Origin of the sequence: Intrasporangium chromatireducens Q5-1 (genome assembly GCF_000576575.1) — a bacterium.
Lineage (GTDB): Bacteria > Actinomycetota > Actinomycetes > Actinomycetales > Dermatophilaceae > Intrasporangium_A > Intrasporangium_A chromatireducens.
In genome coordinates, this window is the sequence record NZ_AWQS01000071.1 from 1 (window position 1) to 18002 (window position 18002).

The following is an 18002-nucleotide window of genomic DNA, read 5'->3' on the forward strand; positions in this document are numbered from 1 at the left end:
GTCACGCGTGTGCGTGACCGGCCCAGCGGGGTGGAGCGGTGCGGGTCAGACGACCGCCGGGGCGTTGTCGTTCGCCGCGCCCTTCGGGACGTCCTCGGCGGCCGGCGCCTGGCCGGCGTCGGCCTCGAGGGCCTCGATCGCCTTACGGACGCCCTCGCCGTAGGCGGGGTCGGCCTTCGTGCAGTTGGCGATGTGCCGCTCGATCGTCTCCTTCGAGGCGCCGGAGATCGCGCGGGCGGTGTTCTCGCACAGCACCTGCTGCTGCTCGGGGCTCATCTTCTCGCGGAAGAGGATGCCCGGCTGGGTGTAGTAGTCGTCGTCGTCCTCGCGGTAGTTGAACCGGTCGGCGCTCGATCCGACACCCCACGCGGGCTCGCGGTACTGCGGCTGGTCCTCGTAGCGCCCGTAGGAGTTCGGGTTGATGCTCGGGGTGGAGCCGCCGTTGCTGTCGACGCGCATCTGCCCATCGCGGTGCGGCGAGTTCCAGTTCGCCACGCCCTTGGGGGCGTTGACCGGGATCTGGTGGTGGTTGACCCCGAGGCGGTAGCGCTGCGCGTCACCGTAGGAGAAGAGCCGGCCCTGGAGCATCCGGTCGGGCGAGAAGCTGATGCCCGGCACGACGTTCGCGGGGTTGAAGGCGGCCTGCTCGACGTCGGCGAAGTAGTTGTCCGGGTTGCGGTTCAGCTCCCACTCGCCGACCTCGATGAGCGGGTAGTCGCCCTTCGGCCAGACCTTCGTCAGGTCGAACGGGTGGTAGGGCACCTTCTCCGCGTCGGCCTCGGGCATGATCTGGACGTAGAGCTTCCACTTCGGGAAGTCACCGCGCTCGATGGCCTCGTAGAGGTCGCGCTGGTGCGACTCGCGGTCCTGGCCGATGAGCTCGGTCGCCTCGGCGTCGGTGAGGTTCTTGATGCCCTGCTGGGTGCGGTGGTGGAACTTGACCCAGAAGCGCTCGCCGTCCGCGTTGTAGAACGAGTAGGTGTGCGACCCGAAGCCGTGCATGTGCCGGTAGCTGGCCGGGATGCCGCGGTCGGACATGACGATCGTGACCTGGTGCAGGGCCTCGGGCAGGTTCGTCCAGAAGTCCCAGTTGTTCTCCGCGTTGCGCAGGTTGGTGCGCGGGTCGCGCTTGACCGCGTGGTTGAGGTCGGGGAACTTCAGCGGGTCGCGGAAGAAGAAGACCGGGGTGTTGTTGCCGACGAGGTCCCAGTTGCCCTCGTCGGTGTAGAACTTCACCGCGAAGCCACGGATGTCGCGCTCCGCGTCGGCCGCGCCCCGCTCACCGGCGACGGTGGAGAAGCGGGCGAACATCTCGGTCTGCTTGCCGACCTCGGAGAAGATCTTGGCGCAGGTGTACTGCGTGATGTCGTTCGTCACCGTGAAGGTGCCGTACGCGCCCGAGCCCTTCGCGTGCATGCGCCGCTCAGGGATGACCTCACGGTCGAAGTGGGCGAGCTTCTCGAGGAACCAGACGTCCTGGAGGAGCATCGGGCCGCGCGGACCCGCGGTGACGGAGTTCTGTCCGTCCCAGATCGGTGCGCCGGCAACAGTCGTCTGCGGCTTGGTGTTGCCGGGCTCCTGACGGGGACCTGCCACGCTCATGTCGTCTCCTTTTGATGATGGGTGTGAACTCTTCGTATGCCGCTGAGCTCAGTCAGCGGAAACGCTTGCTGCCGCTGCGGTTTCGTCAGCGGCGCCCGACGCTCTGCCGGAGCCGTCCACCGGGGTCCGGTCCAGCAGGTCCTCGATGCAGCTGGGGCAGCGGCCCCAGTAGATGACCTCGGCCTCGTCGATGGCGAAGCCGTGGGTGTCGCTGGCGTGCAGGCACGGGCGCTCGCCGACCGCGCAGTCGACGTCGGCGATGGCGCCGCACTCCCGGCAGATGGCGTGGTGGTGGTTGTCACCAACCCGCATCTCGTAACGGGCAGGGGATCCGGCCGGCTCGATGCGCCGGACGAGACCGGCCTCGGTCAGGGCCGCGAGGACGTCGTAGACCGCCTGGGTCGACACCTTGCCGAGGCCCGCGCGGACCGCCTGCGCGATCGTGTCGGCGTCCGCGTGCGGGTGGTGGTGCAGCTGCTCGAGGACCGCGAGGCGAGGCCTCGTGACGCGCAGCGCGGCATCGCGCAGGAGCGTCGAGGGGTCGGTGAGCGGCATACCGCCCACCCTGTCACCCAATCTGGAACCAGTCAAGAAAAGTGAGCCTCACCTCACGTGGGTCGATGTATGACCGAGGCGAATACGCCGCGCGGATACATCGACCCGGGGTGGGGGTGGGGGTGGGGGTGGCCGGGGTGCAGGCGCCTACTTCGTGACGGCGAAGATCCCGCGGGCGCCGCGCTCGGCGTCGACCATGATGTGGTTGACCATCGAGTAGTGGCCGGCCTCGGGGAAGGCCAGCTCGACGAACCCGCCCTGGGCGGGCATCAGGTCGAGCGCCTGGGCGCCGCCCGTGCTCGTCCCCGGTGGGTCGAGCGGACCGCGGCCGTCCTTGAGCAGGTAGGTGCCCTCCTTGTAGACGGTGTCGAACTGGGCGCCGACGACATGGAAGGACAGCGGCCGGTTGGGCCCGATGTCGAGCACCCAGATGCGCACCCGCTCACCGACCTTCGCGGCCAGGGGGCGGTCGACGTACTGGCCCACGAACCCGTTGAACATCAGCGCGTCCGGCTGCTCGGCGGCGACCTTCGTCGCGTTGACCGGGTCGCCCTGGGCGCCGAGGTAGAGCTCCGACTGGGTGATGACGTAGGACCGGTCCACCCGGGGCAGGCCGGGGGGCTCGATGACGACGGCTCCCGCCATGCCGGCCGCGATGTGGGTCGACATCGGCATCGTCGAGCAGTGGTACATCCAGATCCCGGAGCGCTTCGCGGTGAACCGGTAGACGAGGGACTCCCCGGGCTGGATCGTCCGCATCGGCCCGTCCGGTGCGAGGTCGCTCGCGTGGAAGTCGATCGAGTGGCCCATCGTCCCCTTGTTGACGAGGGTCACCTCGAAGGTGTCGCCGACCCGCCCGTGCAGGACCGGCCCGATCGAGGAGCCGTTGTAGGTCCACCGGGTCTGGGTCACTCCCGGGGCGACCTCGGTCTTGACGTCCTCGACGGTGAAGGTGAGCCGGTGGACCTTCTCGTTCGTCAGGGGCGGCAGGACCGGGTCGTAGGGCGTGAAGCCGGCCGGCCACTGCTTCATGAAGTCGATGGCGGGGCTGGGACCGCCCGATCCCGTCTGAGTCATGCCGGGCATCTCGGAACCGGAGCCGGCCGAGCCAGTGCCCCCAGACCCAGAGGCCGTACCGGCGGCGGTGCCGGCCGCGCCGATCGCGTTGACCTTGAACACCATGCCCATCTGGCGGTGTCCGACGACCGAGCACCAGCCGTCGACGGAGGCGCCGACGACCCCGGCGTCGACGGTGGCCTGCTGGCCGGGGGAGAGCCGGCCGCTCGTCACGCCGTTGGCCAGGACGAGGTCGTGCACGTCCTTGGAGTCGGTGTTGACGAGGTTGATGACGAGCTTGTCGCCGACGGGGACCGAGACCTCCGCGGGGTGGAAGCGCATGTCCTTGGCCGTGACCGTCACCGTCGTCGTGTGCCCGGTCGGCGTGACGGAGGCGGCGGCCGCGCCCTGCCCCGCCGCGCTCGTCAGCCCGGCGGCCGTCGGGTCGAGCCCGACGCCGAGGGTCGCGCCGACCGCGACGACGGCCACGGCGCCGATGAGCTGGGGACGGGACCACCCCTTGGCGGTGGTGTCGAGGTGGCGCAGCCCCGCTCCGGCCGGCTGGCCCTCGACGGCGCGCTTGGCCCTGATGGCCGCGTGGATTCCCCGCAGCATCAGGGGGATCGTGACGGCGAGGGCCGCGAGGGTCAGTGCCGACAGGACGACTCGCACCAGGCTCGGCACCGGCAGCAGGCAGAGGGCGAGGCCGAGGTTGGTGACGACGACGCGCAGGGTGCTCCACCGCTCCAGCTCCGCCATCCCGGCGCGCAGGACGGACGGCCCGCCGCCGATCACGACGGGGAGCAGGTAGCTGAGCGCCCCGAGGAGGACCTGGAGGGCGAAGCCGACGACGAAGATCGTGGTGAGGATGCCGTAGTTGTCACCGAGCGCCGCCCACGACCCCCGGCTGACGAGCGACCAGGCCATGACCACGAGGCCGACCGGGAGCCAGACGAGACCGGCGCCGGCGGACATGGTCGGGAACGCCGCGGGCGGCCGCTGCCGCCCGGCCGTGACGATCGGCCGATAGACCCACAGGGTCCCGACGAGGTAGATGACGATGCCGGCGGCCCCGACGAGCGCGTGGTCGATGAGGGGGCCGACGATGACGAGGGCCAGGCCCGTGCTGAGGACGGGCAGTGCGTGCTGTGAGGCGGACTCGGCGTTCGACGCCATCCGGGTGCGCAGCATCGTCGGCCACAGCGTGACGAGGGTGCCGAGCACGGTCAGCCCGATCCAGCCGAGCAGGTTCGTCATCGTGTGGGCCACGAGCAGCCTGCCGTGCCACGGGTCACCGAGGCCGCGGGCGAGCAGCACCCCGAACGTCGCACCTACGGGCAGCAGCAGCGCTGCGACGACGTAGTAGCGCACGGTGATCCGGAACCGGCCGGGCAGCGCGGCGCGCAGTCGCCGCACGAGCATGACGGCGTGCCAGACGACGGCAACCGAGATGAGCGTCGCCCCGGCGATGGTGAGGGGCCAGACGGTTGTCGGCACCCCGACGAAGACCGCGATGGCACCGAGCTGGAAGATCCCGAGCCGGATCGACTGGAAGCGCCGCTCCTCGAAGCCGGCCCGTGTCTTGAGCAGCGCGTCGGTGAAGTGGACGCTCCACACCATCGCGGAGTGGGTCAGCGCGCCGAGCACGACGAGGTGCACCATCAGCCACCGCGACGACGCGAAGAAGGGGTGCACGAGGCTGACGACGAAGGCCGCGAAGAGCCAGATGACGACGGGTCGGTCGCGCATGAACCACGATCCGCGGGTGCTCATGAGGGTCTCCGGGTCGAAGGGGTGAGAGGTATGCCGCTGGGCTTGGTCCCAGCCTCGCGCCGGGTCCGCGCGGGGTGCTGCCCCCTGCGGACCGGGCCGGCGATGCTCGAGCCCGCCGCGACGACGAAGAACAGGAGCAGGGCGACGACGTTGACGACCGAGCCGACCTGCCAGACGGTGTGCAGCCCGGCGAGGTCGCCGGCGAGGATGCGCAGCACGAGCCCGAGGTGCATGAGACCGAGTGGCACCCACATCACCGGTCGGTACGGCAGCGGTCGGCGCAGGACGGCGGGCAGGATCACCGGCGCGTGGGCCATCACCATCGACATGCCGAAGCCGAGCATGACCGAGTGGATGACGAGGTCATAGAGGCTGCCCTCGGTCTGGGCTCCGGTCACGAGCCAGCCGAGGGCGGCGGCGAAGAGCCACACGTAGCCGCCGAGGAGGGCGGCGGCGCTGAAGCGGGGCAGCCCGGTGGCCCGGATCGTCTTGCGGGCCACGTCGTGGCGGACGAGCCAGACGACGAGCGAGACGATGACCAGGCCGGTCAGCCGGGCGCCGGTCGGCGGTAGGAGCAGGGTCGTCACGAGGGCCACGGTCAGGGCGGCGGCGTGCAGCACGAGGGTGCGCCCGCCCGTGCTCGGCATCGCCAGGCGGGCCAGCTCGACCCGCTCGGCACAGATCGTCAGGACCACGAAGCCGACGAGCCACGGCATGAGCCAGGGGACGTCGACGGTGAGCCAGAGGATCGTGGCGATGGCGAGGTGGACCGCTCCGAGGAGCTCGACGATGACGACGTCGTCGTGGTTGCGTCGCCAGAGGGCGGCGTACACGGCGACGAAGGCGACCGCGCCGTCGATGAGGAGGAGCTGGCCGAGGGCGAGTGGTGCGGGGGTGAGCAGCGCGAGGGCGCCGACCCCGAGCAGGAGCGGTGCGGCATACCCGAGGGGATGCCGCAGCGCGACGGCGCGCTCCATCGCGATGAGGGTGCCGAGGAAGCCGCCGACCATGAGCATTCCGTGGAGGTCGCCGAGACGCGCCGCGGGGACCGGGGCGCCGACCCCGACGAGGAGCAGGGCGGCGTCGACGCCGGCCAGCATGGCGACCGCCGCGGGGACGAGGAAGATGGCGCGGGAGAGCGTCTGGCGAGCGCCGGGTTTTTCCACGGCACCAACTGTAGATAAGGCGGACGGGTCCGCCAAACTGGTCGTCAGCCGGAGGTCCGGTCGAGCAGGGCCAGCAGCTCGTCGGCGACCCGGCCGGGCACCTCGAGCGGGATACCGTGCCCGATCCCGTCGAGGGCGACCTCGCTGACCTGGCCGCCGCGCGCCTCGTAGTCGGCCAGGACGGCCCGCATCTGCGCGACCATCGGCTGGGGTGGCAGGACGTGGGCGCCCGGCCAGTCCGGGATCACGCCCATCTCGCCCAGGGTCGCGAGGTCGAAGAGGGACCGGTCGGACACGATCTGGTCCTCCGTGCCGCGGATCCAGGTGATGGGCGGCTTCGTCTCCAGCGCGGCGATCGCGGAGGCGTTGAAGTGGTCGGGCGTCATCGTGTTGAGGATGCCGAAGGCGCCGGGTGCGGCCCCGGGCCAGTTCTCCGACGGTGCGGTCGAGCCCGGGTAGAAGTCCTCGCCGGTGCGCGTGGTCAACAGCTCGGTGAGGAGGAACTCCTCGTCGACGTTCGCCGCGTTGTCTCCGGCGCCGAAGAAGGTCCGCATGACGACTCGCGGGCTCGTCTGCGGGTCGTCCTCGGTCCGGTCGCCCGCGGCCAGCCGCACGACGAACTGGGGGTTGGCCCCGCCGGCGCCCGATGCCGCCGCGTCGGGGAAGCAGAGGGTGCCGTCCTCGCCCTTGGTGCCGCCGAAGCCGTAGGGCGACAGTGGTGCGATGAGGACGAGCCCACCGAGGTCGTCCGGGTAGGTGAGCAGGTACTGCTCCAGCACCCCGCCGCCCATGGACCAGCCCGCGGCGACGAGCCGGGAGTCGGTCAGCTCGAGGGCCTCGAGGAGGCTCCGGACGTCCTCGACCATGTCGCCGAGCCCGTTCGTCGCGGTCACCGGCTCGGCATCGGTCCTGCCGAAGCCGCGCAGGTCGGGCGCGATGACCCGGACGTCCGCCGGCAGCTGCTCGGCGACGTAGCGCCAGAAGCCGCCGGTCGTGAGGTTGCCATGGACGAGCAGGACCGGCCGGCCGTCCTCCGGGCCGGAGGTCCAGACGTTCATGGTCAGGCGCGAGGTCACGACGAGTGAGGGGGCGAACTCGGGAACAGCAGTCACGGCGATCCCTTCAGCTGAGGTCCGACAGGTGGGTCCTGTCTAGCACCGACCTCCCACCCCCGTCACGGTTGACGAACAGGTCAGGCGACTGTGGGCTCGAGGCCACGCAGCCTCGTCCCATGACGGTGCGAGAGACTGACCCCTTGCGCCCGGACGAACCGTGCCCGGGCATACCCAGAAGGAGTCCTGCATGTCCCTGGCGTCCTCAGCCGCCGATCGCCTGTCCCGTCTCGCGCTCGGCACCACCTTCGCCTGGCTCGGTTACGAGGCGGCGACGAACCCCGGCGGCCGGGTGAACGCGGCCGCCGACCTCGGCCTGCCCAATCCGGAGGCGGCCGTCCGCTTCAACGGTGCCGCCATGGCGGCGGGCGGTGCCGCCTTGGCGCTCGGCATCCTGCCGCGGGCCGCCGCGCTCGGCCTCGTCGGCTCCCTCGTGCCGACGACGATCGCCGGGCACGCGTTCTGGAAGGCGGAGGACCCGCAGGTGCGCATCAACCACCGCGTCCAGGTCCTCAAGAACCTCGGCCTCGTGGGCGGCCTGCTCGCCGTCGCGGCCCGACGCTCGGCCTGACTCGCGCGGAGGCTGCGCGGGCGGGCGGTCACGGCCGCCGGCCTGCGCGACCCGCCGTCAGTCCCGCGGCACCGCCCGGTTGACCGGCTCCTCGGCTGACCAGGGGAAGACGATCCACTCGTCGGTGCGACGCCAGACATAGTCGGGCTCCACCTCGGAGCGGGACTTGGCGTAGATCACGGCGCTCCTCGCCTCGGCCCCGTGCTCCCGGAGCAGGTCGAGGACGAGCGCGAGGGTGCGGCCGGAGTCGGCCACGTCGTCGACGACGAGCAGGCGACGACCCCGGATGCTCTCGGTGTCGAGCAGCGGGGCGAGCAGGACCGGGTCGGGGAGGGTCTCGTGCACGTCGGTGTAGAACTCGACGTTGATGGCGTCGGTCAGTTTCAGCCCGAGCGCGTAGGCGAGCGCGCCCCCGGGCAGCAGCCCACCCCGAGCGACGGCGATGAGGATCTCCGGCTCGAAGCCCGAGTCCGCGACCGTCTGCGCCAGCTCACGCGAGGCCGTGCCGAACAGGTCCCACGTGAGCACCTCCTTCACGGCGAGGTCGGATGAGTCAGCGTGGTAGGCCTGCGTCATGACGGCAGCGTAGACGCCGAATGTCCGGGCCCCCGGCTAAGGTGCGACCTGCGAGGGCCTGGCTCGTGCAGCGCCCGAGCCCCGGGCACTCGCAGATGGGAAGGGCAGATGCAGCACGGCGATCTGGGGCAGAAGATGCTCTGGGTGCTCCGCAACGCCCGCACGCACGCTGCCGACCCGGCGGTGCGCGGGGCCAGCGGCTTCGCGGCCGGTGCCGGGCGAGCGCCGGCGGTGCACCGCTCGCAGGTGGGGCGGTGGGAGAACGGCTCCGTCGCCGTGACGTACGAGCTGGTCCGACGCTATGAGCAGGTGCTCGACCTGCCCGAGGGACAGCTGCTCGCGGCGATCGAGGTCTTCGGCCGCATGATGCTGGCCAGCGAGGCGGCGCCGGAGCCGCTGCACCCGCGAGGTGAGCCCGACGCCGACGAGGCCCTGGAGCTGGTCGAGCGGGCGCTCAGCACCGAGCGCATGACCGGACTCGACTGGGACCGCCTCTCGAGCCACCTCGCCGGGCTGCCGCACGTCCTGCTCCGCGAGCGGGACTGGGAGGCGATGTTCCGTCGGTGCAACCAGGAGGCCGGCCTCAGCCTCGACCTGGAGTTCGTGCAGCGCTACGGAGCCGCCATCCGCTTCGTCCGCCACCCGCGCACCGAGGCTGTCGTCGCTCGGCTCGCGGACGCCGGGCTGCGCGACCCGGCCGAGCAGCTCTACGTCGACATCGCCTCGCTGCTGCGCTACACCACCCACCCTGCGGTGATCGACGTGCTCCTCGCGCAGCTGCGCGACCCGACCAACGACCACGCCCTCCGCTCCGCGCTGCTCGCCCTCACCTCGCACGTGCAGCGACGGCGTCTCACGCGCGAGGAGACGGTCGAGGTGGTCCGGCTCGCCGTCGACCACCTGAGGGACACCGACCGCAGCTTCCGGGTCCGTCGTGGGGCGGCCAACCTCGTCCGGGCGGTCGACCTGCCGGGACGCGAGCGCCTCGCGGCCGGCCTGACGGTCGACAACCAGAAGTTCGCGGCGTCGATCATCATGGCCGGTCGGGCCCGCCGACCCGAGGAGCTGCGCGACCTCCGGGCGCGCCTGCGCCGGACCCTGGCGCAGACGCTCTCGCCGGACGACCTCGAGGAGCCGGTGCTCGACACGGTCATCGGAGCCGCCATCGGCGAGACGAACGAGGAGACCAACGGCAACGCCCTCGCCATCCTCATGCTCTCGCCCCAGGGCCCCGTCGTCGGACGCGCCTACATCGAGGAGCTGCGCGACGCGCTCCACCACAACCACCACGTCGCAGCCCACGAGTGCCTCTCGGTCCTCTCCTGGCTCATGCAGCCCGAGGCGCTCGACCTCGTGACGGACATCGCGTGCGACCCCAGCGCCGATGTCGACCTCGCCTACGAGTCGGCCAACGCGGCCGGCAACTGCGTGGAGGCGCCCGGGCCCACCCGGGAGGCGCGGGACGCGCGGCTGCTCGCCCGCCTCACCGACGTCGTGCGCGACGGCGCTGGGCGCCTCGCCGACTCCGAGGCCCTGGTCCGGGGCCATGCCTACGCCCTCGGCATGCGGGATCGCTACGACCTGATCGACGGCGTCGTCGACGACCTCGACTCGGGGCGCCTCGTGGCGGCCTCCCCGGCGCTCGCGTCACGCGCCCGTGGCGCGCTCGGGTGGTGGCAGGCCATCCCGCCGCACCTCCGCCCGGTCCGCTGACCGGCTGCCCGGCTCCGGCTCCTCCCGAGCCCGTCAGGGGATGCGGTTCAACGGATACCGCGCAGCCTCCTGCAGCTCGGCCCGCGTCAGGGTGCTCATGTCGACACGGCGCACCACCTCGACCCGTCCATGCACCGGGCAGCGCATGATCCGGTAGGGCCCGAGCCGCAGTGCGGTGAACGAGAGCCCCGGCACCCACAGCGCCTGGAAGAGCCCGCCGCGCATGCAACGGACGATGACGACGAACCGCGCCGTCTGGCCGGGTGCGGTCGCTGGGTCGTCGGTCGAGGCATAGATCGTCTCGGGTCGGTCGTCCTCGCCCGGCGGGGACTCGGGCAGCCGCTCGATGTCGTCCTCGGCGAGCCGGCACACGACGCGCGCCCGGGTCATCCGCTCGACCTGGTTGCGCGAGACGAACCGGCGACCGTGCCGGGTCGACAGGACGAGGCCGTGGAAGATGTCGTTCTCCGGGTCGCCGAGGACGGTCGTGACGGAGCCGAGCTGCTGACCGTCGGGCGTCACGACGGGGACGCCGGGCACCAGCGCGGTGAAGGCCACCGGCACGTCATCGTCACTCATGTCGCTCACGCTCCTGCCTTTCGCTCGCAATCCTGCCTTTGCGCGCTCAGCCGAGCCACTCACCGCGGTCCCACGCGGAGGCCAGCACGGCGGCATACGGACTGATGTCGATGCCCTGGCGCTCGAGCCAGCCGTCCGAGCCGTAGGTCGTGTCGTAGCGTTCACCGCGGTCGCAGACGAGCGAGACGATGCTGCCGCCACGGCCGGACTCGTGCAGCTCGCACGCGAGACGGAGCGCGCCGTAGAGCGCGGTGCCGGTCGACGCGCCGGTGTTGAGGCCGGTGCGCTCGCGCAGGAAGCGGCTCGCCGCGATCGACGCCGCGTCGGGGACGCCCATCATCCGGTCGACGACCGGCCCGACGAAGCTCGGCTCGACCCGTGGCCGGCCGATCCCTTCGATGCGCGACGGACTCGTCGAGCACGCCGCGTCGCCCCGCCAGCCGGGTAGGAAGGCCGACCCCTCCGGGTCGACGACGCAGATGCGCGTCGGCACGGCCCGGTAGCGCACGTAGCGGCCGATCGTCGCGCTCGTGCCGCCCGTGCCGGCGCCGACGACGACCCACTCCGGCACAGGGTGCCGCTCCTGCTGCAGTTGCGCGAAGATCGACTCGGCGATGTTGTTGTTGCCGCGCCAGTCGGTGGCCCGCTCGGCGTGGCTGAACTGGTCGACGTAGAGGCCGCCACACTCCCGGGCGATCCGCGCCGCCTCGTCATACACCCCGGCCGGGTCGGCGACGAGGTGGCAGCGGCCGCCCTCGCGCTCGATGAGGGCGATCTTCTCCGCACTCGTCGACCGGGCCATGACGGCGACGAACGGCAGGCCGAGCATCCGGGCGAAGTAGGCCTCGCTGATCGCCGTGGAGCCGCTCGAGGCCTCGACGACGGTCATGCCGGGACCGAGCTGGCCGTTGCAGAGGGCATAGAGGAAGAGCGAGCGCGCGAGCCGGTGCTTGAGGCTGCCCGTCGGGTGGGTCGACTCGTCCTTGAGGTAGAGGTCGACGTCGGCGCAGCCGGGGAGCGGCACCGTGAGCAGGTGGGTGTCGGCGCTGCGGTTCGCGTCCGCCTGGATCAGCCGCACGGCGCGGGCGACCCAGTCACGGTCGATCGGGTCGCTCGCCGGCAGGTCGACGAGGGGTGTCACCCCCGGGCGGGGCATGGTCACCGCTTCGTGCACGGACATGGCCGGAGCCTACTGCGGCGCCGGGGTGCTCGGCGTGGACGGCCGCTGACCCGCCGCTGACGCTCACGCTCACGCTGACGCGCGAGCCTCCTGCTGCACGGGGCGCCGGACCGGCCGGATCGTCAGGGCGACGACCGTCGCGACGAGGCAGAGCGCTCCGGCCAGGTGCCAGGCCGTCGCATAGCTGCCGTCGGTCGCGCGGATCCAGCCGGCGACGCTCGCCCCGGCGCCGGCGCCGACCATGTGCGCGGCGAAGGTCCAGCCGAAGACGATGCCCGAGTCGTGCAGGCCGAAGTGCTCGCGGCAGAGCGCGACGGTCGGCGGCACGGTGGCCACCCAGTCGAGTCCGTAGAACACGATGAAGACCCACAGCTGCGGCTGCACGGTCTCGGCGAGCAGCTGGTGCAGCGTGAAGAGCGAGAGTCCGCGCAGCGCGTAGTAGACGGCGAGCAGGATCCGTGGGTCGACCCGGTCGGTGAGCCAGCCGGACGCGACGGTGCCGAGGATGTCGAAGACCCCGACGATGGCGAGCAGCCCGGCGGCCGTCGTCGCCGGCATGCCGTGGTCGTGCGCGGCCGGGACGAAGTGGGTCTGGATGAGCCCGTTCGTCGTCCAGCCGCAGACGAAGAAGGTCGCCACGAGCGCCCAGAAGGTCCAGGTCCGGCTGGCCTCGCGCAGCACCCGGACGGCGGCGAGCAGCGGGCGCTCGGCGTGCGGGGAGACGGGTGGCTCGTAGTCGGGGGGAGCGCCATACGGCAGCAGCCCGACCTCGTGCGGGTGGTCGCGCAGCAGCAGCCAGGTCAGGGCCATGAGCAGGAGCGCGAGCCCGGCGACGATGAGAGCCGACAGCCGCCACCCCGAGCGCTCGGCCGCGGCTGCGATGACGGGTAGGAAGACGAGCTGGCCCGTCGCGTTGCCCGCCGAGAAGATGCCCATGACCAGGCCACGGCGCTCGACGAACCACCGGTTCGCGACGATCGCCCCGAAGACGAGCGCGATCATGCCGGTGCCGACCCCGATGACGAGGCCCCACAGCAGCCAGAGGTGCCAGGCCTGCGTCATGAGGACCGTTGCGGCGCTCGCCAGCCCGACGAGGCCGAGCGCCACCGTGACGATGCGCCGCACGCCCCAGCGGTCCATGAGTGCCGCCGCGAACGGCGCGACGAGGCCGAACAGGACGAGGTTGAGGCTCACCGCGCCCGACGTCGTCGTGCGGTCCCAGCCGAACTCCCGCTCGATCGGCTCCATGAGCACGCCGGTCGAGCTGCGGAACGCCGCCGCCGCGACGAGGGCGCCGAGCGTGATCGCCGCGATGGTCCACGCGCGGTGCCAGCGGGGGCGCGGCACGCTGCGCGTGCGCGGCGTCGTGGGTGAGTCGGTCTGGGTCACGCGGCACAGGCTAGGTCCGCTCCGGTCGCCGAGGGCGAGGCGTCCGTATGCCGCTCACTTTGGGACACTGAGCCGGTGACCTCCGTGCCGCCCTCCACCCGCAACGCCCCACCCGTCTCCGTGCCCGTGTCGGTCCCCGTGTCCCTGCCGGTGTCCCGCCGCTCGGCCGTGACGCCGTTCCAGGTCATGGACATCCTCGACCGGGTCGCCGTGCTGCGAGCCGAGGGCCGCGATGTCATCTCGCTGTGCGCGGGCGAGCCGTCCGGGGGTGCCCCGTCGCTCGTGTCGGCCGCGGCGGCGCAGCTGCACGACTCGGCCCGGCCGCTGACCTACACGTCGGCGCTCGGCACCCACGAGCTGCGCCGGGAGGTCGCGGGCCACTACCGCCGCTGGTACGGCATCGACGTCGACCCGGCGCGGGTCGCCATCACCACGGGGTCCTCCGGTGGCTTCGTCCTCGCGTTCCTCGCCGCCTTCGATGCCGGCGACCGGGTGGCGCTGGCCCGACCGGGCTATCCCGCCTACCGCAACATCCTCGCGGCGCTCGGCTGCGAGGTCGTCGACATCGACTGCGGCCCCGAGGTGCGCTACCAGCCGACGCCCGAGCTGCTCGAGGCTGCGCACCGGCAGGCGCCGCTCGCCGGGCTCGTCCTCGCCTCGCCGGCGAACCCGACGGGCACCATGGTCGACCGCGCCGAGCTGACCGCGATCACGCAGTGGTGCGCCGAGAACGGGGTCCGGCTCGTCAGCGATGAGATCTACCACGGGGTGACCTACCCCGCGCCGGGCGCACCCGACCCGCGGGGCGTGAGCGCGTGGGAGCTCGACGACGCGGCCGTGGTCGTCTCGTCCTTCAGCAAGTACTGGGGCATGACCGGGTGGCGGCTCGGCTGGCTGCTCCTGCCCGAGGAGCTGGTCCGGCCCGTGGACGCGCTCGCCGGCAACGTCGCGCTGTGCCCGCCCGCCCCGGCGCAGTATGCCGCTGTCGCCGCCTTCGCCGAGGAGTCCTACCGCGAGTGCGAGGCCGCCGTCGAGGAGTTCGCCCGCACCCGGCGGCTACTGCTCGACAACGCTGCCCGGCTCGGCTGGGGTGAGGCGGCGCCCGCCGACGGGGCGTTCTACTACTACGCCGACCTCGGGAGCCAGCTGGACCGCTTCGGCAGCTCGGCGGCATACGCCTCCGCGTTGCTGGAGGAGGCAGGCGTCGCGGTCACGCCGGGGATCGACTTCGACGAGCGCCACGGTGCGCGGTGCGTCCGGCTCAGCTTCGCGGCGGGCAGCACCGCGATCGCCGAGGCCATCGACCGGATCGAGGCCTTCCAGGCCCGCTAGAACTGGTCAGTGGGCGAGGACCGCTGGAGGGTGCAGCGCCTCGCCCGGCGTGCCGCCCTCCGGCTCCCGCGCCACGTCGACGCCCGCCGGCGTTCCTTCCTCCGGGATCGTGACCCGTGGACGGCTCGGGTGCTCGGCCCGGCTGCGGTCGCGGCGCATGGCGGCCCCCAGCCGCCACGCGGCATACACCGCGACGAGGCTGATCACGATGTGCAGACCGAGGAACCCGTCTGCGAGTCCGGCCCCGAGCAGGGCACCGGCGACGAGCGGGCCAACGGCCGAGAACGTCGTCTGCAGCGCCGCGAAGGTGCCGAGCGTCTGCCCGACCATGCCCTTCGGCGCCAGCGACGCGGTGAGCGGGTTGAGGATCGGGGAGTACATCGTCTCGCCGACCGCGAAGATCCCGAACGTCATGACGAACAGGGCCGACGCGATCCCCGGCTGGAACTGCGCCATCGACAGCACGATCCACGACAGCGTCCAGATGGACCCGACCGCCAAGAGCAGGCTCGGGGCGCTGCGGCGTGCCGTGAGCCGGACGACGACCACCTGCAGGGCGACGATGACGAGCGAGTTGACCGCCGCCGCCGTCCCGATCGCCGTCGAGTCGACGTGGAGGACGGTGAGGGCGTAGGCGGGCAGGCCCGACTCGAACTGGGCGTAGAAGCCGAGCGCGAGGGTGACCGTGATGACCGCCGTCCAGCGCAGCGCCGGCGTCGCGAAGATGGCCCGGATCGCCTCGCGCGGCGTCGCCGACGAGGCAGCCTGGCTGCCCTCGAAACCGCTGTCCGGGTGGGTGCCTGCGCCGATGCCGGCACCGAAGATGATGGCCGACGAGATGACGAACCCCGCGGCGGCGGTGATGAACCCGATGTCGAGGCCGTGCACCTCGTCGAGGTTCACCAGCCGCCCGGCGAGGTAGGCACCGATCGCCATACCGATCGCCTCGCCGGTGAACTTGTAGGCGAACGTCTGGCGGCGGTCGTCCGTGCCGACCCAGCGCAGCACGAGGACCTGCTTGGCCGGGGCGGCTCCGGTCAGACCGAGGCCGAAGACGAACATGCCGAGCAGGAAGGTGACCGGCGAGTCAGACAGGACCAGCCCGCCGACGCCGGCCGCAGCGAGCAGCTGGGCGAGGACGGCGACCCGGACCGGGTCGAACCGGTCGCTGAGGCGCCCGGCGACGGGTGCGGCGACGAGGGCCCCGACCGAGAAGAGCGACGAGGCGGCAGCGGCGGCGAGCGACCCCCACCCACGGGTGTCGGCGGCATACGCGTACTGGTAGGGCAGGACGGCTCCCCAGCCGAACATTCCGATGGACGAGGCCAGGATGAGCAGCTTGGCGCGCATGACGAATTCACACCCTTTCCGGGAGTCGACGTTGAGGAGGGGCCGCTTCGGCGTAGAAGAGTTCGAAGGCGAAGTTCGGCCTCGAAATATTAGCAACCGAACAGGGCGTGCGACAATTCCCGCATGGCAGCGAAGCGCAGGAGTGCTCGGGAGCAGCACCGGCAGGCCGTCGCGTCCTACGTCGCCGCGGGTGGTGAGGAGACCGTCCAGCGGGTCATCACGGCGGTCTACGCCGTCACGAAGCGGCTCGACCAGTGGTACACCCGGCAGCTCGCCGACCTGGACCTGACGCAGGGGGAGTGGGCCGTCCTCTCCGGCCTCGCCACGGCGCGGGACGAGTGCCTCACCCCGAGCCAGCTCGCCGACGCGACGAGCGTCGCGCCGTCGTCGATGACGCACCGGCTCGACAAGATGGCCTCCCGGGGCCTGATCGAGCGGCGCCCCGACCCCGCCAACCGCACCCGCACCCTCGTCTCCCTCACCCACGACGGCTGGGAGCTGTTCAGCCACGCGATCCGCGAGTCCAACGTCGTCGAGAGCGACACCCTGCGCGACCTCGGCGACGCCGAGCGGGTCGAGCTCGCCCGCCTGCTCGAGGTCGTCCTGACCGGCCTCGACGAGATCGGCGAGAGCCCCGCGGCGCAGCGGGCGTGACCGAGCACACGGGTCGTATGCCGCTCAGCGTCGTTACGCTCGCCGGGTGACCTTCCGCAGGCCCGTCCCGACGATCGGAGACGGCACCTCCGCCGCGGAGCGGGCCCAGGCCCCCGACGCGTGGGCGATGCCCGAGCACACCGAGGCGCTCGCTGGAGTCGTGGCCGCCCGGCGCGACATCCGCCGCTTCCGGCCTGACCCCGTGCCGGACGAGCTCCTCGAGGCGGTCCTGCTCGCTGGCCACCGCGGCCCGTCGGTGGGGCACTCCCAGCCGTGGCGCTTCATCGTCGTCACGGAGCAGGCGACCCGGGACGCCGCGGCCGTGATGGCCGACCGCGCCCGCCTGCGTCAGGCAGCCGGCATGGCCGAGGCGTCGGCGCGGGGACTGCTCGACCTGCGCCTCGAGGGCATCCGGGAGGCCCCGCTCGGCGTCGTCGTCGCGTGCGACCGGCGCACCCCGGCCGCGGGCGTCCTCGGGCGGGCGACCTTCCCCGACACGGACCTGTGGTCGTGCGCAGCCGCGATCGAGAACATGTGGCTCACCGCCCGCGTGCACGGGCTCGGGCTCGGCTGGGTCACCCTCTTCGAGCCCGCCGAGCTGGCGGAGCTGCTCGGCCTGCCGGAGGGAGTCGAGACGCTCGGCTGGCTGTGCCTCGGCTGGCCCGACGAGCGGCCGCCGGAGCCGGGCCTGGAGCGGGCCGGCTGGTCGAGACGGCTCCCGCTCGAGCAGGTCGTCATGCGCGAACGCTGGACCGAGGCGAGCCCGCCGGTCTCGCACCTGCGGGGCCCGGCCCAGGCCGAGGTCGTGGGTGCACGCGACCGCGCCGACGACCTGCTCACGGTGCCGGGCTCGCTCGGCGCGCTCGACGGTGTGCTCGACCGGATCGGCGCCCTCCGCGTCGTCGACGGTCCCGGCACGCTCGTCATCGCCGCCGCGGACCACCCGGTGACACGGCACAGCATCTCCGCCTTCGACCCGTCGGTCACGGCCGACCTCGTCCGCGCCACCCGCGAAGGCACGTCGATGGGAGCGGTCGCCGCTCGCGCTGCAGGCCTTCGGGTCGACCTCGTCGACGCGGGCGTCGGGGCTGTCGGTGGGCGCGGTGACCTCGTCAGCTCCGACGCGCTCGACGAGCAGACGTATGCCGCCCATCTCGCCCTCGGACGCGACCGCGGTCGCGCTGCGGCGGGGACGGGCCTCGTCGCCCTCGGCGAGATCGGCATCGGCAACACGACGGTCGCGGCGGCCCTGGCAGCCGCCCTGCTCGGGCTGCGCGCGACCGACGTCGTCGGGCGCGGCGCCTCGGCGGACGCCGCGATGGTCGAGCGCAAGGTCGACATCGTCGAGCGCGCCCTCGCCCGCTGGCGATCGACAGTGCAGCAATCCCCATCGA

15 protein-coding genes are annotated in these 18002 nt (G+C 72.3%); 5 read left to right on the forward strand and 10 right to left on the reverse strand.

Annotation, left to right across the window (positions count from 1 at the left end):
- Positions 1–45: 45 nt before the first annotated feature.
- The 5 genes from N864_RS10380 to N864_RS10400 all read right to left on the reverse strand — a co-directional run bounded on the left by N864_RS10380 (position 46) and on the right by N864_RS10400 (position 7264).
- Entirely contained in the window at positions 46–1602 is a 1557-nt protein-coding gene (locus N864_RS10380) for a catalase (protein WP_051518439.1), read from the reverse strand.
- 48 nt (positions 1603–1650) lie between these two features.
- Positions 1651–2157, reverse strand: a complete 507-nt coding sequence (locus N864_RS10385; protein WP_081793676.1) for a Fur family transcriptional regulator — start codon at positions 2155–2157, stop codon at positions 1651–1653.
- 147 nt (positions 2158–2304) lie between these two features.
- Entirely contained in the window at positions 2305–4986 is a 2682-nt protein-coding gene (locus N864_RS10390) for a multicopper oxidase domain-containing protein (protein WP_034716229.1), read from the reverse strand.
- Positions 4983–6152 carry a hypothetical protein gene (locus tag N864_RS10395; RefSeq protein ID WP_205620915.1) on the reverse strand — a complete coding sequence of 390 codons (1170 nt, stop codon included), beginning with the start codon at positions 6150–6152 and terminating at the stop codon, positions 4983–4985. Before N864_RS10395 ends, N864_RS10390 begins: the two co-directional genes overlap by 4 nt.
- A gap of 44 nt (positions 6153–6196) precedes the next feature.
- Positions 6197–7264 (reverse strand): alpha/beta fold hydrolase, encoded by a 1068-nt coding sequence (locus N864_RS10400; RefSeq protein ID WP_205620916.1) that lies wholly within the window; start codon positions 7262–7264, stop codon positions 6197–6199.
- 190 nt (positions 7265–7454) lie between these two features.
- Here N864_RS10400 and N864_RS10405 point away from each other — a divergent pair, with 190 nt between their 5' ends.
- The gene (locus N864_RS10405; protein WP_034716231.1) at positions 7455–7835 is read left to right on the forward strand and encodes a DoxX family membrane protein; all 381 of its coding nucleotides are present in this window, start codon (positions 7455–7457) and stop codon (positions 7833–7835) included.
- A 57-nt stretch (positions 7836–7892) separates the two neighbouring features.
- On the opposite strand, the gene N864_RS10410 is transcribed toward N864_RS10405, so the two are convergent.
- On the reverse strand, positions 7893–8411 hold the full coding sequence (locus N864_RS10410) for a phosphoribosyltransferase (protein ID WP_034716233.1): 519 nt from the start codon (positions 8409–8411) through the stop codon (positions 7893–7895).
- Between the two features lie 108 nt (positions 8412–8519).
- On the opposite strand from N864_RS10410, the gene N864_RS10415 reads away from it, so the two are divergent.
- Positions 8520–10124 (forward strand): hypothetical protein, encoded by a 1605-nt coding sequence (locus N864_RS10415; RefSeq protein WP_034716234.1) that lies wholly within the window; start codon positions 8520–8522, stop codon positions 10122–10124.
- Between the two features lie 33 nt (positions 10125–10157).
- On the opposite strand, the gene N864_RS25670 is transcribed toward N864_RS10415, so the two are convergent.
- The 3 genes from N864_RS25670 to N864_RS10435 all read right to left on the reverse strand — a co-directional run bounded on the left by N864_RS25670 (position 10158) and on the right by N864_RS10435 (position 13272).
- The gene (locus tag N864_RS25670) at positions 10158–10703 is read right to left on the reverse strand and encodes a hypothetical protein (protein WP_205620917.1); all 546 of its coding nucleotides are present in this window, start codon (positions 10701–10703) and stop codon (positions 10158–10160) included.
- Between the two features lie 46 nt (positions 10704–10749).
- On the reverse strand, positions 10750–11883 hold the full coding sequence (locus N864_RS10430; protein ID WP_476702742.1) for a PLP-dependent cysteine synthase family protein: 1134 nt from the start codon (positions 11881–11883) through the stop codon (positions 10750–10752).
- Positions 11884–11952: 69 nt separating this feature from the next.
- Entirely contained in the window at positions 11953–13272 is a 1320-nt protein-coding gene (locus tag N864_RS10435; protein ID WP_034716237.1) for an MFS transporter, read from the reverse strand.
- A gap of 186 nt (positions 13273–13458) precedes the next feature.
- Between N864_RS10435 and N864_RS10440 the strand changes: the two genes are divergently transcribed.
- Positions 13459–14604: an aminotransferase class I/II-fold pyridoxal phosphate-dependent enzyme gene (locus tag N864_RS10440; protein ID WP_081793680.1), complete on the forward strand. Its 1146-nt coding sequence runs from the start codon at positions 13459–13461 to the stop codon at positions 14602–14604.
- A 6-nt stretch (positions 14605–14610) separates the two neighbouring features.
- Here the strand turns inward: N864_RS10440 and N864_RS10445 are convergent, their stop codons facing one another.
- Entirely contained in the window at positions 14611–15954 is a 1344-nt protein-coding gene (locus N864_RS10445) for an MFS transporter (RefSeq protein WP_081793678.1), read from the reverse strand.
- 123 nt (positions 15955–16077) lie between these two features.
- Here N864_RS10445 and N864_RS10450 point away from each other — a divergent pair, with 123 nt between their 5' ends.
- Both N864_RS10450 and bluB read left to right on the forward strand, forming a co-directional pair.
- Positions 16078–16608 carry a MarR family winged helix-turn-helix transcriptional regulator gene (locus N864_RS10450; RefSeq protein ID WP_034716239.1) on the forward strand — a complete coding sequence of 177 codons (531 nt, stop codon included), beginning with the start codon at positions 16078–16080 and terminating at the stop codon, positions 16606–16608.
- A 46-nt stretch (positions 16609–16654) separates the two neighbouring features.
- On the forward strand, positions 16655–18002 hold a 1348-nt coding region (gene bluB / locus N864_RS10455), incomplete at its 3' end, for a 5,6-dimethylbenzimidazole synthase (protein ID WP_034716241.1).